24 protein-coding genes and 1 other RNA gene are annotated in these 20,561 nt (G+C 64.2%); 9 read left to right on the forward strand and 16 right to left on the reverse strand.

The features are described from left to right. Positions 1-109: 109 nt before the first annotated feature. The 3 genes from FHY18_RS15995 to FHY18_RS16005 all read right to left on the reverse strand — a co-directional run bounded on the left by FHY18_RS15995 (position 110) and on the right by FHY18_RS16005 (position 1,178). Positions 110-445 (reverse strand): hypothetical protein, encoded by a 336-nt coding sequence (locus FHY18_RS15995; RefSeq protein ID WP_259156799.1) that lies wholly within the window; start codon positions 443-445, stop codon positions 110-112. Positions 446-492: 47 nt separating this feature from the next. Next, positions 493-723 carry a DUF1653 domain-containing protein gene (locus FHY18_RS16000; protein WP_259156801.1) on the reverse strand — a complete coding sequence of 77 codons (231 nt, stop codon included), beginning with the start codon at positions 721-723 and terminating at the stop codon, positions 493-495. Positions 724-1,013: 290 nt separating this feature from the next. Further along, on the reverse strand, positions 1,014-1,178 hold the full coding sequence (locus tag FHY18_RS16005; protein WP_259156803.1) for a hypothetical protein: 165 nt from the start codon (positions 1,176-1,178) through the stop codon (positions 1,014-1,016). A gap of 308 nt (positions 1,179-1,486) precedes the next feature. On the opposite strand from FHY18_RS16005, the gene FHY18_RS16010 reads away from it, so the two are divergent. After that, complete coding sequence (locus tag FHY18_RS16010) at positions 1,487-1,711, forward strand: hypothetical protein (RefSeq protein WP_259156804.1); 225 nt, start codon at positions 1,487-1,489, stop codon at positions 1,709-1,711. Between the two features lie 623 nt (positions 1,712-2,334). Here FHY18_RS16010 and FHY18_RS16015 read toward each other — a convergent pair. Then, positions 2,335-4,134: a chloride channel protein gene (locus FHY18_RS16015; protein ID WP_259156805.1), complete on the reverse strand. Its 1,800-nt coding sequence runs from the start codon at positions 4,132-4,134 to the stop codon at positions 2,335-2,337. A 239-nt stretch (positions 4,135-4,373) separates the two neighbouring features. On the opposite strand from FHY18_RS16015, the gene FHY18_RS16020 reads away from it, so the two are divergent. Further along, the gene (locus tag FHY18_RS16020; protein ID WP_259156806.1) at positions 4,374-4,922 is read left to right on the forward strand and encodes a hypothetical protein; all 549 of its coding nucleotides are present in this window, start codon (positions 4,374-4,376) and stop codon (positions 4,920-4,922) included. Between the two features lie 30 nt (positions 4,923-4,952). On the opposite strand, the gene map is transcribed toward FHY18_RS16020, so the two are convergent. The 3 genes from map to FHY18_RS16035 form a co-directional block, all read right to left on the reverse strand. Beyond that, a complete protein-coding gene (gene map, locus FHY18_RS16025) occupies positions 4,953-5,729 on the reverse strand; it encodes a type I methionyl aminopeptidase (protein WP_259156807.1) in 777 nt (258 codons plus the stop codon). Next, positions 5,726-5,953, reverse strand: a complete 228-nt coding sequence (locus FHY18_RS16030; protein ID WP_259156809.1) for a ParD-like family protein — start codon at positions 5,951-5,953, stop codon at positions 5,726-5,728. The genes map and FHY18_RS16030 overlap by 4 nt, the downstream gene beginning before the upstream one ends. A gap of 254 nt (positions 5,954-6,207) precedes the next feature. Then, positions 6,208-6,606 carry a helix-turn-helix domain-containing protein gene (locus FHY18_RS16035; protein WP_259156810.1) on the reverse strand — a complete coding sequence of 133 codons (399 nt, stop codon included), beginning with the start codon at positions 6,604-6,606 and terminating at the stop codon, positions 6,208-6,210. 147 nt (positions 6,607-6,753) lie between these two features. On the opposite strand from FHY18_RS16035, the gene FHY18_RS16040 reads away from it, so the two are divergent. Continuing rightward, positions 6,754-6,829, forward strand: a non-coding RNA gene (locus FHY18_RS16040) — sX9 sRNA. 4 nt (positions 6,830-6,833) lie between these two features. Here FHY18_RS16040 and FHY18_RS16045 read toward each other — a convergent pair. From FHY18_RS16045 to FHY18_RS16070, 6 genes are all read right to left on the reverse strand, one after another. Then, a complete protein-coding gene (locus FHY18_RS16045) occupies positions 6,834-7,379 on the reverse strand; it encodes a copper chaperone PCu(A)C (protein WP_259156811.1) in 546 nt (181 codons plus the stop codon). 99 nt (positions 7,380-7,478) lie between these two features. Beyond that, positions 7,479-8,081, reverse strand: coding sequence for an SCO family protein (locus FHY18_RS16050; protein WP_259156812.1), 603 nt, complete (start codon positions 8,079-8,081; stop codon positions 7,479-7,481). A gap of 44 nt (positions 8,082-8,125) precedes the next feature. Continuing rightward, entirely contained in the window at positions 8,126-8,341 is a 216-nt protein-coding gene (locus FHY18_RS16055) for a hypothetical protein (RefSeq protein WP_259156813.1), read from the reverse strand. A gap of 62 nt (positions 8,342-8,403) precedes the next feature. Continuing rightward, complete coding sequence (locus FHY18_RS16060; RefSeq protein WP_259156814.1) at positions 8,404-8,991, reverse strand: DUF2946 family protein; 588 nt, start codon at positions 8,989-8,991, stop codon at positions 8,404-8,406. A gap of 45 nt (positions 8,992-9,036) precedes the next feature. Beyond that, complete coding sequence (locus FHY18_RS16065; protein WP_259156815.1) at positions 9,037-9,582, reverse strand: cysteine hydrolase family protein; 546 nt, start codon at positions 9,580-9,582, stop codon at positions 9,037-9,039. Between the two features lie 149 nt (positions 9,583-9,731). Continuing rightward, the gene (locus FHY18_RS16070; protein ID WP_259156816.1) at positions 9,732-10,724 is read right to left on the reverse strand and encodes a GlxA family transcriptional regulator; all 993 of its coding nucleotides are present in this window, start codon (positions 10,722-10,724) and stop codon (positions 9,732-9,734) included. A gap of 119 nt (positions 10,725-10,843) precedes the next feature. On the opposite strand from FHY18_RS16070, the gene FHY18_RS16075 reads away from it, so the two are divergent. Further along, positions 10,844-11,731 (forward strand): NmrA family NAD(P)-binding protein, encoded by an 888-nt coding sequence (locus FHY18_RS16075; RefSeq protein ID WP_259156817.1) that lies wholly within the window; start codon positions 10,844-10,846, stop codon positions 11,729-11,731. Here FHY18_RS16075 and FHY18_RS16080 read toward each other — a convergent pair. Together FHY18_RS16080 and FHY18_RS16085 are read right to left on the reverse strand one after the other, a co-directional pair. Further along, positions 11,694-12,029, reverse strand: a complete 336-nt coding sequence (locus FHY18_RS16080; RefSeq protein ID WP_259156818.1) for a LysR substrate-binding domain-containing protein — start codon at positions 12,027-12,029, stop codon at positions 11,694-11,696. The genes FHY18_RS16075 and FHY18_RS16080 overlap by 38 nt on opposite strands. A 205-nt stretch (positions 12,030-12,234) precedes the next feature. Further along, complete coding sequence (locus FHY18_RS16085; protein ID WP_259156819.1) at positions 12,235-12,882, reverse strand: TetR/AcrR family transcriptional regulator; 648 nt, start codon at positions 12,880-12,882, stop codon at positions 12,235-12,237. A gap of 144 nt (positions 12,883-13,026) precedes the next feature. Between FHY18_RS16085 and FHY18_RS16090 the strand changes: the two genes are divergently transcribed. The 4 genes from FHY18_RS16090 (at position 13,027) to FHY18_RS16105 (ending at position 15,913) form a co-directional block, all read left to right on the forward strand. Beyond that, entirely contained in the window at positions 13,027-13,920 is an 894-nt protein-coding gene (locus tag FHY18_RS16090) for an NAD(P)/FAD-dependent oxidoreductase (RefSeq protein ID WP_259156820.1), read from the forward strand. Positions 13,921-14,286: 366 nt separating this feature from the next. Then, on the forward strand, positions 14,287-14,505 hold the full coding sequence (locus tag FHY18_RS16095) for a hypothetical protein (RefSeq protein WP_259156821.1): 219 nt from the start codon (positions 14,287-14,289) through the stop codon (positions 14,503-14,505). Next, a complete protein-coding gene (locus tag FHY18_RS16100; RefSeq protein ID WP_259156822.1) occupies positions 14,502-14,780 on the forward strand; it encodes a hypothetical protein in 279 nt (92 codons plus the stop codon). The genes FHY18_RS16095 and FHY18_RS16100 overlap by 4 nt, the downstream gene beginning before the upstream one ends. Positions 14,781-15,067: 287 nt before the next feature. Beyond that, positions 15,068-15,913 carry a DUF3883 domain-containing protein gene (locus FHY18_RS16105; RefSeq protein ID WP_259156823.1) on the forward strand — a complete coding sequence of 282 codons (846 nt, stop codon included), beginning with the start codon at positions 15,068-15,070 and terminating at the stop codon, positions 15,911-15,913. Positions 15,914-15,940: 27 nt separating this feature from the next. Here FHY18_RS16105 and FHY18_RS16110 read toward each other — a convergent pair whose 3' ends face one another. After that, on the reverse strand, positions 15,941-16,195 hold the full coding sequence (locus FHY18_RS16110; RefSeq protein WP_259156824.1) for a hypothetical protein: 255 nt from the start codon (positions 16,193-16,195) through the stop codon (positions 15,941-15,943). A 291-nt stretch (positions 16,196-16,486) separates the two neighbouring features. Between FHY18_RS16110 and FHY18_RS16115 the strand changes: the two genes are divergently transcribed. Further along, positions 16,487-20,263, forward strand: coding sequence for a hypothetical protein (locus tag FHY18_RS16115; RefSeq protein ID WP_259156825.1), 3,777 nt, complete (start codon positions 16,487-16,489; stop codon positions 20,261-20,263). The last annotated feature ends 298 nt before the right edge of the window (positions 20,264-20,561 follow it).

Here is a 20,561-nt window from a genome sequence, read left to right on the forward strand (position 1 = left end):
TTGAGAAGCCCGCCACGCGGGATGTGCGCACTACCCTGCGGCGCCGCATCGCGGCGGTTTCGCCGCATCTGGTGTTGATCGTTCTCTGCAGCATGCTGCTGCACGCACGCTAATGCGCAGCGTCCAGACCAGCAAACCAGTCGGCATATGGCGTGTTCTTGACCAGATGCCGATTGAGATCGTCGGCACCGTCGGTCCACCACACCGGGCCGCGTTCTCCCAACGCGATCTTTGCTGCATCGACCTTGGCGCGTGCGCTCGCCAGCTGCCGCGCATCGTCGAGGCGCTTGGCCGCCTTGACCGCACGGCGTGCATCCATCAGCTCGCCGACCAGGGCCAGGCGGACCTCTGCACTCAGATGCGGATTGGACGTGCGCCACAGCCGGCCACGTACGATGAGGTAGCGCCCATCGGGCGTGGTAAGCGGCGCGTTGGCGGTGCTCACGGCCGTCTTACCGGACAACTGAAAGCGGATGCGACGGCACGCGCCGATCACGCCACAGGCGCGAAGCGCGGCCGCATCACGCCATCCACGTCCACCTGTTCCATGAACATCGCCAAAGGCCGCACCCACAGGCCGATCTCGCTGTCCAGCGGCCGATACAGCACCAGCGGCTCCAGGGTTTCGCTGTTGCGCACGACGCCCAGCACCTCGTAACGGCCGCCCTTGAAGTGGCAATACTCGCCCAGCGCAATGGTCGGTAATGGTGGCAGCGTATCCATGGCATTCAACGGTATTGGTGGCTGTGCAGTTTAGGATGGGCGCTGCCTGCGGACGAGCCGGGCGCACGCATGGATGTGCCGTATCTGCGCTCCCGCACCTTGTAGAACAACGCCGTGCCACACGGGAGACGGCAGACGCAAGACAGACGGGCATGCCGACCAATCGCCGCGGCTGGATGATCGGCGCGATATCCCGCCACGGCAGCATGCCCCCAGCGCGGCGCGGCATTGCGCTTGCTCACGCATCGCGCTGCGCGTGCTCACGATGCCGTGCGGCTGGCCCGCCCGGGCTACTCGTCTTCGTCGATGTCGCCTTCGATGCTGTCGTCGTCATCGATCTCGCTGTCCTGCGCCGGGCCATCCTGCAGCAGGTCCTCGTTCTTGCCGGGGGCCTTGACCCCGTTGGGCGGGCGGGAGTCGTCGATCCGCTCGTTGCCGTTTTCCTGGGTGCGCATGCTCGTCTCCTGCGGCAGAAGGCCGCCTTGTCACCCTCCTCCCGGTGCCGTGATATGAATGTGTGGCTTGGCGCATGGCGGCGTGCAGCGTCATCACCGCACGGACACGCTGAAGCTGCGGTTGGTTGCGGATGTCTGGCGGGAGACACGGCCAAAGGAACCCCGCCGGGTGGCGATGGCGACCCGCGTATTTGGCGGCGACTTGCCAGGCTGGGTCGTCAGGTAACTGAGTCAGCCTGCTGCATAGCGGCCTTGCATCCGAACGCTGTCTGCCGCCGTAAGTACGCCAAGCCCATCGAGAAACGCCTATGCCGAGCCTGCTCTGCGATCTGGAAGACCTGCTCGTCGCCTGGAAGGCGGAAGCGCACACCTTCGACGCCTGCAACATGCCGGCGTCCGCGCTTGCCGTGCGCGATTGCCACCGGCGGCTCACCGCCCTGGTGGGCGCGCATGCGCCTGCACCAAGCGCATCAAGCACCGCCGCGACCCGCAACGAGAACGCCGGCTCGGGCGCTGCCGTTGAGAGCGGCTAGCAGAACATAGCGAACGGTCGCCTGCGATGAGCGTCGTTTTTGTGTCAGCCGCATCTTGGTGGATGCGGTCAGCCGTCCAGGTCAAACGCTGAGTGGGTCGAGGGCGCGGTGCCCTCACCGCTCGCGGGACACGCCGTGAACCCACCCCCGGGAGCGATTGGCGCACCCATGCCGCCATCGCTCCTGCAAGCGGCGAGGACAACACAACGGACAGTTTGCGGACTGTTTTTCGAAGCATGCACACCGACCATCTCGACTGGTCCTTGCCCGCCCACCGTCGCGGGACCTTACGCGGCATGGATGCCGCGTAAGAGCTTACAAGGACGTACTTGCAGCGTGTCCCGCGACGGTGGGCGGGCAAGGACCCTGCAGCCAAGCCGCAGATCAAGCACCCAGCAGCCCTGTAGCCCTATAGCCCTGCAACCAAGCCCCAGACCAGCCGCCCCGCAGTAGATCGGCATGAAGGAGTTTGTCAGACGCTCCTCGTCGCACACGCGTCGTCGCACTTGTGTAGCGGCGAAATCGCTGCTCCGCGCATGCCGCATGGCCGGCGCAACCGTGTATCGCTCCACGGTTGCGCGCACGCCGGCAACCTGCGACACACCGCGTCCGGATAGACGGCCTCAGTCGTCGCCGCTGGCCCGCTCGCCCATCAGTTCGCGCTCGCGCTTTTCCAGCTCTTCGGCGTAGCGCTTGCGCACGAACCCTTCGGACAACACGCCCAGTACCCGGCGGCCGGTATCGATCACCGCCAGCTCGTCGGCCTGCGTCGCATCGAACACCTTCATGATCGCCACGATGTCGGTGTCTGCCAGCAATGCCGCGTCGCGATGTCTGGCGTAGTCGCTCACCGGCGCATCCGGCTGCACGTTGTCGGCATACAGCACTGCCAGCGGCACCACACCGGCATAGTAACCGGCCGCATCCTCCAGCACCACGCGCTGGGTCGACCCTAGCGGGAAACGGCGCCGGAACTCGCCCACGCTGATGTCCTGCGCGGTGTGGTTGGCATCCTTGCGCATCATCTTGCCGGCCGACAGATTGCGCACCCAGCCCACATCGCGTGCGCTGCGGATGTTTTCGCCACGCAGATGCAGCCGCCAGGTCGAGAACGAATAGCCGAACACCTGCCGCACCACGGTATTGGCCACCAACACTGCCACCATCACCGCGCTGGCCAGTACAAAGTCGTGCGTGCCCTCCAGGATCAGCATCGCCATGGTCATCGGTGCGCCCACGATCGCGGCCGCCAGTGCGGCCATACCCACCAGCGATGCACTGGTGGCATCCACCACCGCCGCACCCAGCAAAAGGTTCACGCATACGGCGAACAGGCTGCCGACCAACGAGCCCATGAACAGGGACGCGAAGAACAGCCCGCCCCGGAAGCCGAAACCCAGCGAAATGCCCGAGGCAATGCACTTGAGCACCAACAGGGTGGCCAGCACCTGCACGGTGGTGCTGCTGGTCATATCCAGGTGCAGGGCACCATGGCCGGACGACAGCACCTGCGGCGAATACATCGCCAACGGAATCAGCAGCAACCCGCCGATGACCGGGCGGCCCCATAGCGGTAGATTGATGCGCCCCACGCCGCGTTCGATGCCGGCCACCAGGCGCATCACGGCGATGCCGATCAACGCACACACCAGCCCCAGCGCGACGTAGATCGCGTAGTCGCGTGGCTGCAACTGGTAGGCCACCGCCGCCGGCAACGAGTACGGCGCTGCGCCAAGCGCGCTGGCCATGAACGCGCCGGCCAAGGCCGCAGCCGCCACCGGCGCCAACGCCGACGGCGTGTAGGCGCCGATCACGATCTCGAACGCGTAGAACGCACCCGCCAGCGGTGCACCGAAGGCGCCGGCGATGGCGCCCGCCGCACCGGCGCCGACCAGCGTGCGCATGTCCGCACGGCGCACCCGCAGGATGCGACCGAGCTGCGAGCCGGCACCGGACCCCATCTGCGTATACGTCGCCTCCAACCCGACCGATGCGCCGAAGCCGTTGGACAGCAAGGTCTGCACCGCAACGATCAGGTTGTCGCGCATCGACATGCGCCCGCCGTGCAACGCATTGGCTTCCACCGCGTCCACCAGGGGCCGCTTGCGCCGTCGCGCCATCAACGCCACCAGACCCACCAGCAGCCCACCCAGCGGCAGCACCAGCAATTGCGTGGGAGTGATCGAGGTTGCCGTGCTGAGCCGCGCATCCGGCCCCAACCGGTACAGCCAGGCCTGCAACCCGTGCGCGATGCCGGCCTGCAACACCATCAATGCGGCGGCGACCAACCCGACCAGCGCAGCCAGACCGATAAACCACAGGTCGTTGGCACGCAACTGCCGACGCAACCAGTCGACGGGGCGACGCAGCTGCGCGGCAGTGGACGGCTGCGCAGCAAGGACATGGTGAGACGGTGGCTGCATGGCGCTAAGCGGGACTGGATCAGCACGCCGGAAGTGGCGACGTCGGCTGTGGAAGCTAGTGTGCATCAGCTCTGCTGACCTGATCCAATCCGCCAGCGACAGCGCCGCCGTCTGCGGCGCCCTGGATGCGTGACGGCCCTGCGCCGCACGCTGGGTTGCTAGAGTCGGCGCTGGCAGCGCGTGGCGACGATCCATGCCGACGCCCTGCAGCAGTGTTCGCCAGACAACAAGGGGCCTCGATGTTCAAGCTGCTGCTGGTCGTGATGGTGATCGAAGGCGTTCTGTCGATCAGCTGGAACCGCCTGTACTTCGGATGGGGACTGCCGGTGTTCCGGCGCCGGATTCCGGCAAGCCGTCAGGCACTGGACTGTTTTTCACTGGCGCAGGTGGAACATGCGCTCGAGCAGTCGCGCTGGCCGGAGCTGAGATTCCATCCGTTATCCGGGCACGTCTACGCGTTTCGCGAGACGTTTCTGGTGATCGTCGGCCCGGTGTACCCACCGATCATGCGCGGGCGCATCGCGGTCGACCGCAGACAGCGCGAAATCACGATCACCGGCGACTGCAGCTGGACCGTGGTGTATGCGACGGTTGGAATCCTGGTTCCCGCAGCCATCGTCATGCCGGGCGTGACACTGATGTTCGCGGCCCTGCTCGGGGTGGCGTATCTGCTCCAACGCAGACGTTTCATCGATGTCGAAACCGCCGTACGGACGCTGCTGCAGAACACCACCACTGCGCTCATCCCACGCGCACCCGACGCATCCAGGCGCGCATCGCGGCAATGACAGCTGCCGCGCGCAGCGTCTTGCCGTGCATCACTCCACCGGGCACAGCGGCGTTTCGTCGGGCCGTAGCGTGAGCACACGCACGCCGCTGCGGGTCACCGCCACCGTGTGCTCGAACTGCGCCGACAACTTGCCATCGCGGGTGTATACCGGCCACTGATCAGGCTGCGAACGGATCGCCGCACGGCCCTGATTGATCATCGGTTCGATGGTGAACACCATGCCTTCCTGCAGCGCCAGGCCGGTGCCGGCATGGCCGTAGTGCAGGATCTGCGGATCTTCATGCATCTCACGGCCGATCCCGTGGCCGCAGTACTCCTTGACCACACTGTAGCCGTGGTCGCGCGCATGCCGCGCAATCGCATGCCCGATATCGCCCAGCCGCGCACCCGGCCGTACTGCGGCAATGCCTTTCCACATTGCCTGATACGCGGTCTGCACCAGCCGTCGCGCCGGGTAGGTCACCTCGCCCACCAGATACGTCGTGCTGGAGTCGGCGATAAAGCCATTCTTTTCCAGCGTGATATCCAGATTGACGATCTGCCCGCTGCGCAACACATCGTCCGCCGACGGCACACCGTGGCAGACCACATCGTCGATCGAGGCATTGAGCACGAATTCGAACCCGTATTGCCCCTTGCTTGCAGGCCGTGCGGCGAGCTCATCGACAATCATGCGTTCGACAAAGGCATTGAGCTCCAGCGTGCCGCGCCCTTCCAGCGGCAGCCGATCCAGCGCATGGAACACCTGCGCAAGAAGCTGCCCGGAGACCGCCATCAATGCGATCTCATCCGGGTGCTTGATCATGCGCGCCCTGGTTTTGCGGTGTGCGGTTTCAAGGCTTGTGGCCTCACCCCCGCCGCTCGCAGCTCCTGCGCCACGATGTCCTGGAATGAGCAGTCCGGATGCATCTCGCACAACATGCCCACCTTGATCCAGAAGTTGGCCTGCGCATTGATCGACCGGCTGGTGACGGTACAGGCGCGCCGCAGTTGATCGTGCAGGTCGTCATCGATATTGACGATGCCCATGGTGGCTCCTGGTGTGTTGTGGAATATACACATCGTATACGAACCGTATATTCGACGACAAGCAGCCGGTAGCACACGCAGGCGGTGCAGCTTGCTGGCGCCGCTCCGGCCACCCACTGCCCGCTGTCAGATTGGTCGATGTGCGCACTGCTGGCTGTTTCAGGCTTGCAGCCGTCGGTGCCTCAATCGTTGCAACCGCGCCAGCCATCGCCCGCACCTGCGCACGGCGCCCTGGCGCGACGCACAACGTCGACTCAGGACTTGGCGAGCGGGCAGCCAGCCGCAATCTCCCGCATGCTCATTGCAACGCCATCCTTGGGTTGCGTCACCGCGACGGTTTCCACTGGCACCGACTCGCCCCATTCGCGCAAGGCATCGAAGACGCCGCGCAGCCCTTCACCCAGTGGCGTGAGTTCATAGACCACGCGCGGCGGCGTCTGCGCATACGCGGTGCGCACCACCAGACCGGAGGCCTCAAACTGCCGCAGGCGGCTGGTCAACGTATGGGCGCTGATGCCCTGCAATGCCTGCCGAAGTTCGCTGAACCGGCGCGGCCCCGCAAGCAGCTCGCGCACGATCAGCGACGCCCATGGGCCCTCCAGCAGCTGGAAAAAACGCGCGACACCACAACACGGAGCGTTTGACGTTTCCATTGGCTAGCTGATCCTGGCAGTGAACGGCCGGTGGCCGCATCGAAGGTGGTGGTGCTGGCGCATTGATTTTCCACTGAGGCGATTTGGAGAAACCGACAACACGACTGTGCTCACCGCCAGGTGGGCGCGGCCGGTGCCCGGTGCGGCATGTACCACGCGTACACGCCAGTTCCGCCACGCCGTCCACAGCCACCGGACGACTGCGCGCGACGCTTTGTTAGCCGCTCTCAGTGCATATGCCGGTCATGCGATTGCGCATCGGGCGCCGATGCGCCCATCGGACGAACGTCGAAATGCACCTCGACGCGCGGCGCATGCTCGAACACCAGCGTGGCCACCACCGGCTTGCCTTGTTCGAATGGCGCAGCCGGCGCGATGAACATCAAATGCGTCCCGCCTGTCCCCAGCACCACGTCCTTGCCCGGCGGCAGGACCAGCCCCTGCTCGAGATGGCGCATCTTCATGACGCCAGCATCCATCGTCATCTCATGGATTTCGACCTGTGCGCTGGCCGGCGATTCCACCGCCACCAGACGATCCGGCGTTGCCGCCTGGTTGCGCAAGGTGAGGTAGCCGCCCGCCACCGGCGCGCCCGGCGGCGTTGCGCGCGACCACGCCCCGCTCGCCACCACCACAGGAGCAGCCGCCGGCGCCACGGTCGAAACAGAGGCCGCGGCCGTCGGCGCCGGGTTGGCCTCGGGCGCAGCCGTGCGCTCACAAGCCACCATCGACAAGGCAGACAACGCACTCACCAGCAGCAGATGCAATTTCATTTCGTTCTCCTTGGGTCGAGCCGTGCGGGCGCCACGGCGCCGTGCATAGCGGTCATCGACGTTGATCATCGGGAAGCCGGCAGCGCGCTCTGAGGTCAGTCAGAGCACCTGCCGGATATCGTGCACAACCGAGTCCACCGTCTGCTCGTGGGCCAGGCCCACGCGCAGCTGTCCATCGCGATCGAAGAGAAAACTGCGCGTGGAGTGATCGATGGTGTACGTCGGCCCCATCGGCACTTTCGCATAGCTCACTTTCAAATTGCCCGCCGCCACCCGGATTTCGCCTTCGCTACCGGTCAAGCCGATAAAGTCCGGATCGAACGCCTTCACGTAGGTCCTGAGCACGTTGGGTGTATCGCGTTGCGGGTCCAGCGTGGCGAACGCGAACTGCACCTTGGCGGCATCCGCACCCAGCTTGCGCTTGACCTGCGCCGCACGCGCCAGCGTCGTCGGGCACACATCCGGGCAATGGGTGAAACCGAAGAACAGCACCAGGGCCTTGCCACGGAAACTGCGTAACGGCCGCGGCGCGCCTTCGGTGTCGTAGAGGTAAAAATCCATTCCGCGCGCCATCGGGCTGAGGTCTGCGCCATCGGGAGCGAACCCGCTGCCCCGTTGCCCACAGCCCGCCAGCACGCAGACCAGGCACCCCAGCATCACCTGCGACAGTCCTCGCTTCCACACCGATCGCAGCGTTTGCATGCGGACTCCCATCCTTCCGCGCGGAGTGGCATTGCGCATGCCGTTCACCGCTGATCCTGCAGTTGTACGCCAACTGCCTGATCGCAGCTGTCCAGGTTCGATGCATCTTCGCTCGAAACGGCTCGACACCGGTATTGCGGTTCGCCCGCCGCAAGCCTGCGCATCTGCGCGGGGGTCATCAGCGCCAGTGTCGGCACCAGCGTCACAAGGGCAAGGCAAGGCGTCGCCGCCGCGCGGGGCGGCAAGGCTAAGTACGTCATCTACACGCTCCAGAACATCTAACGTCACACCCGCTGACGGATGCGGCTCCACACACGATGTTTCAGGCCAATCGCGGTGGACCGCGTGGCGCGTGTGCCCACCAGCGTGCCGCGATGGGAGACGCAACGGCAAGGCGCTCGACCGCAAGCCGGCTCCGACTCAGCGCCCAGAGCAGGCAGACCATCAGCAGCCAGGGCAGCAGCCGCGCGGCGAGCAGGCAGTAATCGCAGGCGAACCCATGGCCACCGTCGGCATGGCGCAGGTCCTGCCTGTCGCCCAGCCATCGCTCGGCTGTCGCGGCCTGCACGTCTGCCGAGCGCTGCGCCGCGTGTGCCTTGCCACCCACGGCATCGAGCGCCTCGCCAGCTTGCAAGGTCTGGCTATGACAGAGCGGCCCGTCCAGAACGCTGGCGGCGTTCTCGAGCGTACGGCTTACCAACGGCGCGATCAGCAACAGCAGCAGCGCCAGGCAAGCGAGGCGCTGCATCATGCTGAACAAGGGCGAGGAAGGTAAGCGCACCGGCAAAGTGTAATGAAAAAACGCCACGCCACCTGCGACGCTTCGTCGCAGCCGGACACCCGGGTTCGCGCGGTGATGCGCTGGATGTGGTGCGCACCGCATCCGGGCCCGGCGCAACCCGCGCAGCAATCGGCCTGCACCATCGGTACCTGTCGCCAGATGCGCGCCGCTGGCTCACTGACCCTGCAGGTACTCCCGCGTGGATCGCACCGCCGCATAGCCAAACTCAAACGCGGCCATCATTGCCGCGTGCACGTGGGCCGCCGGCACCTTGGTGCCATCGAAGTGCAGATCCATCGTGGCGCAGGCATCGTGCAGCACCGTCACCGTATAGCCCAGGTCGGCGGCAGCGCGCACGCAGGCATCCACGCACATGTGGCTCATCGCACCGACAATCACCACGTCCGTCACGCCGTGCTGCTGCAGCTGCTGCGCAAGCGGCGTCTCGCGAAAGGCGTTGACGTGCCGCTTGACGATGACCGCTTCGCCGTCCTGTGGCGCAACCGCATCATGGAGCTGCGCGCCTTGCGAACCGGCCACCAGGAACGGGGCATCCGCAGCCGCCTCGTGACGCACATGCAGTACCGCAACGCCCGTGTCGCGCGCATTGGCGATCACCGCCAATGCATTCGCTGCGGCGGCCTCGATGCCGCTCAGCGGCAGCTTGCCGCCGGGGAAATAGTCGTTCTGCAGATCGATGACGATGACCGCCTTGCGCATGGTGCTTCTCGTGTTGAATGCCATGCATCAGCATGCGCCGGCACTGTCGTCACGACGAGTGGCGCCGCCGACATCACCGGTCCTGCAGCGACATTTCACCACCGCTAGGCGTGTTGGCCGCGCCCCGGAGAAGAAGATGACCGGCAAGTTCAGCTCCCCACGGCACGGCTTGCACCCGCAAAGCGCTGCCGATAGTCGCTGGGCGACAGCCCAAGAATGCGCTTGAATACTTTGCGAAATGCCGCCGCCTCCTGGTAGCCGACCTCCCAGGCAATCGCGTCGATGGTCATGGCATCGGCTTCCAGCAACGCACGCGCCCGGCCGACACGAAGCCGCTGGCCGTACTCGGTGCTGGTCATGCCGGTGGCCTTCTGGAAGCGACGCAAAAAGGTGCGCGTTTCCAACCCCGCCAGTGCCGCCAGACTGCTCAGCGCCACCTCCTGCGCACCGGTCTCCTGCAGCCAGTGCTGTACCCGCAGGATGGCCGCATCGCCATGCGTCAATCGCGGCGAAAACACGCTGTAGTAGCGCTGCTGCCGGCCCGGCGGGTCGACCAGCAGCACCCGCGCGGTTTCCAGCATGATCGCCGGCCCCAGCAGGCGGTCCACCAGCCGCAGGCCCAGATCGGTCCACGACATCACGCCACCGGCGGACATGACATCGCCCTCGTCGATCAGCATCTGGTCCGAGTCCACCTGGATCGCCGGAAAGCGCTGCTGCAGCGCCGCTGCATGCAGCCAGTGGGTGGTCATGCGACGTCCGTCCATGATGCCGGTGCCGGCCAGCAGAAACGCCCCCGCGCATACCGAGCACAGCATCGCGCCCTGCGCATGCTGCACGCGTAGCCAATCGATCAGGCTGGCGTTGCGCTCGTGGGCCGGCGCATCGCCCAGGCTGGGCGGCAGGATCAACGCACACAGGCGCGCACCGGCATGCGTATCGCTCTCGAACACACGCGACGGCACGGCGGTGGGCGTTGCCTGCCGCCAATGCGTGACCCGGATCGCCGCGCCCTCCGCTGCACCGCTGGCGTCCGCGAGCCTGTTGGCCACCGCAAACAGATCGGTCAGGCCAAGCACGGCCGCCTGCTGCGCATCGGCATACAGCACCACGCCCACCTCGATCCCCTGCCTGGCCGTCATCTCGTTCTCCACGCCGATCTGCATTCAGCGCCATGCCATTAGTGCAGTTGAAGTAACCGAAGCACGCCGCCCATGCTCCTGCGCCTCAGCTTCCCCCTTACCTCCACAGGAGTATGCCAATGACTTACATCATCCATGGTGCCACCGGCGCACAAGGCGCCCCGCTGCTCAACGTGCTGTTGCAGGCCGGCAAGCACGCCGTGGCCGCAGTCCGCAACGCCGATGGAGCCACCGGCCCCTCGGTGCAGATCGATAATGGCTCGGTCCAGTCGTTGATCGACGCCTATCGCGGCGCGCATGGCGTCTTCGTGCACCTGCCTCAGGCGCCCGAAGACCTGCGCGTGGCCTACGCCACCAACATCGTCCAGGCCATCGACGCCGCAAGGCCAGCGCGCGTGCTGATTTCCACCAGCGGCAGCATCGTCGACGACCCGGGCAACCCGCTGCAGGCAGCGCCCGATTCGGCCATCGCCTTGCTGATCGATGGCGTGCAGCGCAGTGGCGTTTCCAGCGCCGTCATCGCCCCACGCCTGTATCTGGAAAACCTGCTGTTGCCCATGGTCATCGGCGGCGTGCACGGCGATGGCGTCCTCGGTTACCCGGTCCGGGAAGATTTCCCGGTGTCCTGGAGCTCGCACCTGGACATCGCCGACGTCGCTGCGCAGCTGTTCGATCGACCGGCCATCACCGGCGTGGTCGGCGTCGGCCAGTTACCGGCCCTGCTGGGCGCAGACCTCGCCGCTGCAATGACCAACCACTTCAAGCGCGATGTCCAGTTTCAGCGCGTGCAACCCGAAGCCTTCGGCAAGCAACTGCAACCCTTGCTCGGCCCCGCCGCCATGGCCGTCGCCGGGTTCTACCAGGCCCTTTGGCAAACCCCTGCCAATACCATCAACTTCGCCACCAGCGCCCAGCAATTACTGGGCAGCACACCGCGCAGCGTTGAGCAGTGGCTGAAGGATCTGGCCATCAGTGGATCCGGCGCTGCGGCGCCAGTCCTTGGGTGATCTCCCGCTCATCGGTCGCAACGTAACTGACCTCATCCCTATGACGTGGATCCGCCAGAACCAGAACCTTCGGCACACTCAGGCCCAAGGAGGCCCGTCGACGCTGGCGTCCCAGTTTGCGCGCCACCAGGCCACCCGAACGTTCGAGTCCGCCAAACCGGATCGTCAGGTCGGTGCCTTCCTGGGCCGGGTCGATCAGATGGTCGTTGAAGGAGAGCGTGTGGTGGAGGTCGGGATGCGCTGCGCCGATACCAAGCAGGATCGGCAACATGACCTGGCGGCCGAACGATGACGGCATGTCGTTATCGCCCTGCACTAACGCGTGCACAACTAGTGGGCAATGGGCGAAAACGCTGGGTGGCTCATGACCCTGGCAACGACGACCGCCATGGCCATGCACTGACGGCGGCAACATCGCCAACACGCAGCCAACCTCCCGGCGGTTTCCCGGCAACCTCAAGTCGAAGACCTACAGATCGCTGAGCCGGTTGTAGAGCATCACGCTATCCAGGCGCGTGGTTCTTGCCACCATGCGCAGCGATGAACAACGCGACAGCCGACCTGCAATAGGACTCGATTTCCTTGCTGTCCTCCGCTCTCGGCGCATCGAAGCGCGCGATGATCAGCAGGTCAGCTCCTTTGAAAAGCGCCGCAAACAAGCGCGCGGACCCGTGAGGATCGGGCACGTCCAGCATTGCCCGCTCATGCAGCTGACGTAACAACGCCTCGATTTGGGCAATGACATAGGCGGGGCCGCCTTCGTAGTGAAGCCTGCTCAAGGATGTCTGGTTTGTCTTGTCGGCCATGACCATGGCTTCGACGCTGCGGACATCCGGGCTCAACAGGGTGCGCAGCAGCGATGATCCAACGGCCATCAGCTGATCTTCAACGGAGCCGTCGAGGCTTTCAGAGAACATCTGCGGGGCAAATTGATGGCAGCGGTCCGCGATGGCCGCGCTGAACAGCGCCTCCTTGCTCTCGAAGTGCCGGTAGATGCTGAGCTTGGAGATCTTCGCCCGCTGGGCGACCTTGTCCAATGTGGTCGCCTGGAAGCCCAGTTCCACAAAAAGCGCATAGGCCGCGTCGACGATCGTTTGACCAAGCGCCGCATTGGTTGGCCGGCCGCGCCGGCTTCGGCTGTTTTGGGCCACTGTAATTTGAGTCCTTGACAGTATCCTAATTCTGTATTTAGGATACTAACCAGTACCCAAAAGCGCAAGCCGCGGACTCAACAGGTCCTTGCCGCGGCGCCTCGCCACGCACGTGCCTCTCTCCTTCAACTCGGTACCTATCCTATGGATGACGTCATCATCATCGGCGGCAGCTTTGCAGGTCTTGCCGCCGCCCTGCAGCTTGGCCGTGCTCGCCGCAAGGTTACTGTCCTGGACACCGGCCGGCCGCGTAACCGCTTTGCCGGACATTCGCATGGCGTGCTCGGCCACGATCACAAGCCACCGCTGGACATCCTGGCCGAGGCGCGGCAGCAACTGACGCGCTATCCGACCATCAGGCTGATCAATGCGCGGGCCGAGCGTGTGTCAGGTGCAATCGACGACTTCTGCGTTGTCACTGACGATCACGAACGCCTGAAGGCACGTCGCCTGATCCTGAGCTATGGCGTTGTCGACCAGATGCCGGCGGTGCCGGGCTATGCAGAAAACTGGGGGACATCCATCGTGCCCTGCCCTTATTGCGATGGCTTCGAAGTCGCCTCGCAGCACTGGGGCCTGGTCTGGTCCGGCCCGCAGTCGATGAACCAGGTCCGGTTGTTCCGCGATTGGACTGACAGGCTGACGGTCTTTGCCGATGGCCATGCCATTGCACCCGATCTACGCGCCGATCTGGCAAGCCGCAACGTGCCCGTAGCCGATGGCCGGATGACCGGGATTGCCCGTCACGGGGACCACGGTGCCACCATCAGCCTCGATGACGGCTCCGACGTTGCGGTCGACATCCTGTTTGCGCATCCGCGCACCACGCCATCGGCAAGCCTGCATGAATCGCTGGGCCTGGCCACGGTCAACACGCCAACCGGCATCGCCCTCAAGGTCGACGAGCGCCGCGAAACCAGCATGCCCGGCATCTACGCCGCAGGCGACCTCGCCAACCCCGGAATAGCCTCGGTCACCACCGCATCATGGCAAGGCGCGACGGCGGCTATCTCCGCCCAGCAATCGATGCTCGTTTAAGCCACGTCGACTAACTTCGAGCACATCACGACACGCAGTGCCGGAGATTCTCGAAATTAGCGCAGCCGACTCCCGCGCTTCCCGTTGACAGGCGCCAAGAGCCGGAGCGAGTATGCGTGCGTCGCCGCATATTCGGCGACCGGGATTGGCGTCCCGGAACCTGAGGCGCACAAGCGCCCATCGATCGATGCATGGCGCTTTTTTTATCGCCCGCATCGTCGCGGGCGCATGCCGGCCAGCTTTATGGCGGGCGGTGCGCGGGGGTCGCAAGGCCCACCGGTCCTCAGGCCGGCACGCCAACCGCGTACCGTCCGTCACCCGGATTGGCGTCGGGGTGACGGATTTCCAAAACCTGAGGAAATCCATATGTCATACGACACCCAAGAAACACCCGCGTCTGTTCCGAGTCAGATTGCCCGGCATGTCGGCCTGATCACCAACACCTTCGAATGCAGCCATGCCGCATGGCTGAGCCTGACGGCGCGCCTCGCAAGTGCAGACAAGGCCATCCACGCCCTCACGTTTGCAGACTGCGAAGCAGCGCTCGCTGCAGTCGACGCCTTGCATGCGCAGGTGCGGCGATGAGCACGCGCAAACAGTTCCGCGTCTGCACAGGCGTCACCCTCGGCTTCGAGATCATGCAGGGCTATGTGCTGGCCATGCTGCATTCCGATGCACAGCCCAACCTTCCGCCGATCCTGATCGCATGCGAAGCCACTGACTTTGATGGCGTATTGCCGGGCGGCGGTACGCAGAGCATCGTGCTGGGCCGGCTGCATGTCTGCATGCATGAGGATCCGGCCGTTGATGTCCTCACTTGGCTGAGCAAGCAAGCGCACCGTAACGGAGCGCAACGATGATCACGGCGCATGCAATCGCTTATTCAGAAAACGTGGACTGCGCGATCAGCGAAGGAGAAGACGTTTCCCGATAGTTTGCCGAATCAATAAAAAGGGCACTTGGGCGCGCGTCCAAGTGCCTGCGTTCCATGGGTGGCCCACTAGCAATCGCACTGACTGAGTAAATTATTGAATTAAAAAGGCTTTAGCAAAGCCCGGAGATGGCCTTAATGCCAATGCCCCTTTCGCTGCCAATACTTGCCCTACACTCCATGCCCGTTAACCTTGTGACAGGCAAGAGGGGCGATATGGCACGGGGCACAGACTGGTTTCATGAAGAAGTGGAGGCCTGCGTCGCCGACTACTTGCACATGCTGACTCTCGAACTGAACGGCCAGCGCTACAGCAAGACCGCCCACGCACGCGCGTTGGCCGAGCGGCTTGACGGGCGCAACCGACCCGCCATCGAGTTCAAGCACTGCAACATCAGCGCCGTCCTGCTCGCGCTCGGCTACCCGTACATTGATGGCTACAAGCCGCGTGGCAACTACCAGGCCCTGTTGTTCGACGTGGTGGGAGGTCAGGCTCAGTCGGACGATGCCCTGCAGGCTGCCGCCCAATCCGCCGTGCTGCGGCCGGCCGTCATGATCGCCCCAGACGATACTGATGCCGTGTGGGTTCCGGCACCGGCAACGGCGCGGGTACGAGAGATACCACCCAGCTACCTGCCTCTGTTTTCACCGGCCCAATGCGACTACCTCGCGCAAGAAGCGCGGAACCGCTCGCTCGGTCGCGCTGGCGAGTTGTTTGTGATGGAACTGGAAAACCGGCGCCTTCATGCAACCGGCCAGAAGCGGCTGGCCAATCGAGTTGAACACGTGGCCGCTTCTCAGGGCGACGGCCTGGGCTACGACGTGCTCTCCTACGAGACCGATGGCCGTGAGCGACTCATCGAGGTCAAGACCACCGCGTTCGGCATTCTGACTCCATTCCACGTCAGCCGCAACGAACTGGCGCGCTCTGAAGCTGATGCCAGCCAGTACCACCTCTATCGTCTCTTCGACTTCCGCGCACGGCCCCGTCTTTTCGAACTGCCCGGCGCTATCGCATCCCATTGTCGTCTCGATGCGGTTACGTATCTAGCACACATCTAGGAGCGAGTCAGCCATGAGTGACTGCTCTCAGCCAACAGCTGACATTCGGCTATCACCAAGGCGACCTACGGGAAAAGGCAAAAACTGGGCTGGAACCACACTGGCTGCTTCTGAGCCGCAAATCGTGCTGAATGGACATTCGTTTAGGCTGGCCCTTTCAAGGCCGATCATTCTCGAGGACATAGCATAGGCAGCACCACCGGCGGCGCCGATGCCGACGTCACCGTAAATTGGCTCAAGAAGTTCTTCGGCGACGTGGAAAGGCAAACGCTTTTTCTTCAAGAACGGACTGGATAACGCGGCGCTAAAGCATCTCGAGACGATTCAGGTGCTCCGCACCTAGAAGAAATCGCGCAGATGGCGACCCAACAGCCTCTCCGCCGGATCGCGCGAGTTCGCGCTCGTGCCGTGGCCACCGGCGCTGGAGCGCCAGCTCAGCAAGCCAGTCGCAGGCATCATGCTTGGCGATGGAACAACTGGCAGTTCGTCGCGGCCGTGGCGGACCAACTATCGCTTGACCGCTCCTTGTTCTCCCGCATGCTCTCCTATACTTGATGAGAGGGGGGAAGAACGATGTTCGAAATTACTGCCGCACAAGTCGCCGACCTCAATGACGCCGATCTGCGGACACTCGTCGCTCGTCTCGCTTTGGCAGAATTGCGGGCCCAGGGTTGCCCCAGTTCGTCGGTGACCGCTGGCGGCAATCAGGATGCGGCCGATGGCGGGCTTGATGTCCGGGTCGAGTGCCCGTCCACCCTGCTGATGCCGGATTTCGTGCCGAGCCAGCACACAGGGTTTCAGGTAAAGAAGCCCGACATGCCGGCGAGCGCAATTCGCAATGAGATGCGTCCTGGCGGCGTACTACGGCCGGTCATCGCCGAACTCGCCGCTCGCTCGGGCGCCTACATCATCGTCAGCGCGCAAGGGTCGGTCGCAGACAGGCCGCTGAGCGATCGTCGCGATGCGATCCGGGCGCAGCTAGACGATCTGCCTGAGGCCGGGCAGTTGCATAGCGACTTCTACGATCGCGACCGGCTGGCTACATGGGTCAATCACTATCCCGGGATTGCCGCCTGGGTCCGCATGCGGCTCGGCATCGGTATGTCGGGCTGGAGCAGCATCGGCGATTGGTGCGGCGTCGGCGTGAGCGAGGAGACGCCCTATCTCTTCAATGACAAGGCTTGCCTAACTGATGAGCGAACGAGCGACCGCGAGCAACTCACCATCGGCGAGGGTATCGCCCGGCTTCGCGTCTCTCTGACCAAAGCTCGCCAATGTATCCGGTTGATCGGCTTGTCCGGTCTCGGAAAGACTCGTCTCGTGCAGGCACTGTTCGAGGATGGTGTCGGCGAGGCGCCGCTGGACCCGGGGCTTGCCGTTTATACCGACTATTCGGTCGAGACTGACCCGATCGCCCGGGACATGGCGCGCCAGCTAGTCATCACACGGCAACGTGCGATCCTGATCGTCGATAACTGCAATCCGGCGACGCACAGCGAACTTGCCCGCATCTGTTCGGAAGCGGGGAGCCAGGTCAGCCTCCTCACGGTCGAATATGATGTTCGCGACGATGAGCCCGAGCGTACCGAGGTCTTTCGCCTGCAATCAGCATCGCCCGAAATGGTGGAACTGTGGCTGGAAAAGACCTTCCCCAATGTGACGCAGGTGGACAGGCGCACGATATCGGAGTTCAGCGACGGCAATTTCCGCGTGGCGCGCGCCCTCGCAGAAACCCTCGGGAAAGGCGAGACCCTGGGAAAGCTCAAGAGCCGTGACCTCTTCGAGCGGATTTTTCACCAGCGCAACGAGCCCGACCGGGATCTCCTTTCCGCCGCCGAAGACCTTGCGCTGCTCTATTCGATCGATGGCGAAGACACGTCGGAAAGCGGCGAACTTGCGCGGGTTGCTGCTATTCGCGGCGCTTCCGTGGCGACGATATATGCGGCGCTGAACACGCTTCGTCAGCGCGGGATCGCGCAGCTGCGCGGACGGTGGCGCGCGATCCTGCCGCACGCGATCGCCAACCCGCTCGCCGGGTTCGCCCTCGAACGCATGCCCCCGGCCGATTTTGATCGCTTCTGCGCGTCGCTCACGGCGCGGATGCAGAAGTCCCTTTCGCGCCGCCTCGGCTATCTGCACGACAGCGCCGAGGCACGGGCCGCGGTCGAGCGCTGGCTCGGTGCCGACGGTCTTCTTGGCGATCTCAGGGCGTTGGGCGAAGACGGCCTCCAGATCATCACGAATATCGCTCCGGTCGCGCCCGATGCCGTGCTCGCAAAGATCGAGCGAGACGTGGCCGGGCCGCGCGGCGCCGAGATACTCGATCCGCAGTCGAGCGACCGATGGCAGTGGATACGGTTGATCAAGCTCCTCGCTTACGATCCACCGCTATTCGACCGCGCGGCGACATTGCTTGCCCGGTTCCTTTCCGCCGAACCGCCCAATCACAACAACAACTCGGCATCCGACATGTTCGCCGAGCTGTTTCACCTGCACCTGTCCGGCACCAAGGCTTTGCCGGACCAGCGGCGATCGCTTGTGCGCCGGTTCGCGCAATCTGGTGATCCGGCTTTGATGCGCTGCGCCGGCGTCGCCCTCGATGCGCTGCTGAAGGCGCACCATTTCAGTTCATCCAGCGACTTCGACTTCGGCGCCCGGTCACGCGACTATGGCTGGCACCCGCCGACCTATGGCGACATCTGGGCCTGGTACAACGGCGCGGTCGACTTGGCGGTCGAGCTTTCGCCAATCATCGAAAACGCCCGGGACCACCTTGCCCATAGCGTAAGGGAGCTGTGGCATTCCGGCGCCTGTCACGATGCGCTCGAACGGGCAGCGAACCACTTCTCTTCCGAGCGGCCCTGGATCGAGGGGTGGATCGGCTTCCGCACAGCGCTGCGTTTCGAGGGCCACGCTATGCCTGATGAGGTGCGCGCGCGCCTCACCGCGCTCATCGACCGCCTGAAACCCACCGATCTTCTCCATCAGGCCCGTGCGGTGGTGCTGGGGCGTAGCAGTTTCGGTTGGGATGTCGCTGACGGTGATGCCGACGACGGCGATGTCATGAAGCCTTATGAGCGCGCCTCCCAGCTCGCGAAAGAGATCGGAACCGCGCTCGCGCACGACCCGGAGACGCGCGCTACCTTCATTGCCGAACTGCTCGTCGAACAACATCCGCAGCGCGCTTACGAGTGCGGCATCGGCCTGTCGGATGGCGCCGCCGATCTTGATGCGATGTGGCGGGAACTGCTGGGCCTCTTCTCTGCCGCCGATGTGGACAGCCGGAATGCGACGGTGCTGGGCGGGTTCATCCATGGCGCAAACGCCAGGGATTCGGCCTTCGCCGATGCCGCGCTGGAGGATGTGATCGAGAATCCCGATCTCGCCGCGAGCTTGCCCTATCTTCAGGCGCGTGTTGCTATCGATACCCAGGGCATTGCGCGGCTTCGGCGTGCGATTGAACGTGGCGTCCTGTCGGCGCGGACTTTTCACAGCATCGCCAATGGCAGTGTCGGCGAGTCTCCACCCGACGCGCTTGGGCCGCTACTCACCGACATCGCCAGTCTCGCCGACGGCGTGGAGATCGCGCTCGATATCCTTCACATGCACTTCTACCGCGATCGGGAGGAGGGCCGACAACGCGCTCCATCCTTGATTGCCGTCGGCCGTGAGCTGCTGCTGCGCGCCGACTTCGGGAAGAAGCAGTCGCTTCGCGGTTTCGGGCTGCATACCGTCATTCGGGTCTGCTGCGCCGGACCTGATGGTGCGGCGACGCTGCGCGAGATCTGCGCGCGGGTCCGGGTCGGGCTTGAGACCGTCTATCTCTCGTCCTACGATCTTGGTTATGTCTTGAAGGCGCTCTTCGAAACGCATCCCCTCATCGCTCTCGACGAATTCCTGCTTCCTGAGCTCCGGCCCAGGAATCGGGGACTGTTTGAGGGGGACTTCGGGTCTGGCACGCCGGTGGAAGATGTCGGCGCCGAGACCCTTGCTCAGTGGGCGAATATCGATCCGGATCGGCGCTATCCGCTGCTTGGCAAAAGCATCTCTATGTTCAAGCGGCGGCAGGGCGAAGAGGAGAATGGTGTCTCCACGCTTTTCCTGGAAATATTGGGCCACGCGCGAGACAAGCGGGCGTTTCTCGGTGATATCTGGTCGCGGCTGCATCCGCGCGGCTGGAGTGGCTCGCTCGCCGATATCCTGGTTCGGCGTCGCGCAGCTATCACAACACTGGGTGACAATGTCGGAGGCGAGGTTCGGCAATGGGTCACCGACATGCTGCCCGAACTGGAACGCTGGATCGAACATGAGAGCAAGCGCGATCGGGAAGGCGAGCAGAGTTTCGAATAGCTGCTGATCCGTGCATCCTCAGCGGGGCTCTGACGCCGATCGCGGCTCTCGCGGAGTCTTAGGCCGGACCCGCCACCCTTTGCATTTCTGCCCGACGGCTTCGCGCTGGGCGAATGGCTGGTTTTGGCACACCGCTGCCGAACGGCTGCTTAGGGTCGGAAGCCGCCTGCGAGGTATTAGTGCGCTATCCGATACAGCTTGCGTGCCACCAAGATGGGATTAGGGATGAAGTCGCTAGGCAAGTTGCGAAAATTCTGAAGAAAGTCAGCGCCCCATCGCCGAATCTCGAAGAGCGCCG

The sequence above is a fragment of the Xanthomonas sp. 3793 genome, from assembly GCF_024806835.1.
In the GTDB taxonomy this organism is placed as follows: Bacteria; Pseudomonadota; Gammaproteobacteria; order Xanthomonadales; family Xanthomonadaceae; genus Xanthomonas; species Xanthomonas arboricola_F.

Bases quoted from the DNA above. Each gene is read 5' to 3' on its own strand.
- FHY18_RS16000 (WP_259156801.1), bottom strand. From the start codon at position 723: ATGGATACGCTGCCACCATTACCGACCATTGCGCTGGGCGAGTATTGC.
- FHY18_RS16005 (WP_259156803.1), bottom strand. From the start codon at position 1,178: ATGCGCACCCAGGAAAACGGCAACGAGCGGATCGACGACTCCCGCCCG.
- FHY18_RS16010 (WP_259156804.1), top strand. From the start codon at position 1,487: ATGCCGAGCCTGCTCTGCGATCTGGAAGACCTGCTCGTCGCCTGGAAG.
- FHY18_RS16015 (WP_259156805.1), bottom strand. From the start codon at position 4,134: ATGCAGCCACCGTCTCACCATGTCCTTGCTGCGCAGCCGTCCACTGCC.
- FHY18_RS16020 (WP_259156806.1), top strand. From the start codon at position 4,374: ATGTTCAAGCTGCTGCTGGTCGTGATGGTGATCGAAGGCGTTCTGTCG.
- map (WP_259156807.1), bottom strand. From the start codon at position 5,729: ATGATCAAGCACCCGGATGAGATCGCATTGATGGCGGTCTCCGGGCAG.
- FHY18_RS16030 (WP_259156809.1), bottom strand. From the start codon at position 5,953: ATGGGCATCGTCAATATCGATGACGACCTGCACGATCAACTGCGGCGC.
- FHY18_RS16035 (WP_259156810.1), bottom strand. From the start codon at position 6,606: ATGGAAACGTCAAACGCTCCGTGTTGTGGTGTCGCGCGTTTTTTCCAG.
- FHY18_RS16045 (WP_259156811.1), bottom strand. From the start codon at position 7,379: ATGAAATTGCATCTGCTGCTGGTGAGTGCGTTGTCTGCCTTGTCGATG.
- FHY18_RS16050 (WP_259156812.1), bottom strand. From the start codon at position 8,081: ATGCAAACGCTGCGATCGGTGTGGAAGCGAGGACTGTCGCAGGTGATG.
- FHY18_RS16055 (WP_259156813.1), bottom strand. From the start codon at position 8,341: ATGACGTACTTAGCCTTGCCGCCCCGCGCGGCGGCGACGCCTTGCCTT.
- FHY18_RS16065 (WP_259156815.1), bottom strand. From the start codon at position 9,582: ATGCGCAAGGCGGTCATCGTCATCGATCTGCAGAACGACTATTTCCCC.
- FHY18_RS16070 (WP_259156816.1), bottom strand. From the start codon at position 10,724: ATGACGGCCAGGCAGGGGATCGAGGTGGGCGTGGTGCTGTATGCCGAT.
- FHY18_RS16075 (WP_259156817.1), top strand. From the start codon at position 10,844: ATGACTTACATCATCCATGGTGCCACCGGCGCACAAGGCGCCCCGCTG.
- FHY18_RS16080 (WP_259156818.1), bottom strand. From the start codon at position 12,029: ATGCCGTCATCGTTCGGCCGCCAGGTCATGTTGCCGATCCTGCTTGGT.
- FHY18_RS16090 (WP_259156820.1), top strand. From the start codon at position 13,027: ATGGATGACGTCATCATCATCGGCGGCAGCTTTGCAGGTCTTGCCGCC.
- FHY18_RS16095 (WP_259156821.1), top strand. From the start codon at position 14,287: ATGTCATACGACACCCAAGAAACACCCGCGTCTGTTCCGAGTCAGATT.
- FHY18_RS16100 (WP_259156822.1), top strand. From the start codon at position 14,502: ATGAGCACGCGCAAACAGTTCCGCGTCTGCACAGGCGTCACCCTCGGC.
- FHY18_RS16105 (WP_259156823.1), top strand. From the start codon at position 15,068: ATGGCACGGGGCACAGACTGGTTTCATGAAGAAGTGGAGGCCTGCGTC.
- FHY18_RS16115 (WP_259156825.1), top strand. From the start codon at position 16,487: ATGTTCGAAATTACTGCCGCACAAGTCGCCGACCTCAATGACGCCGAT.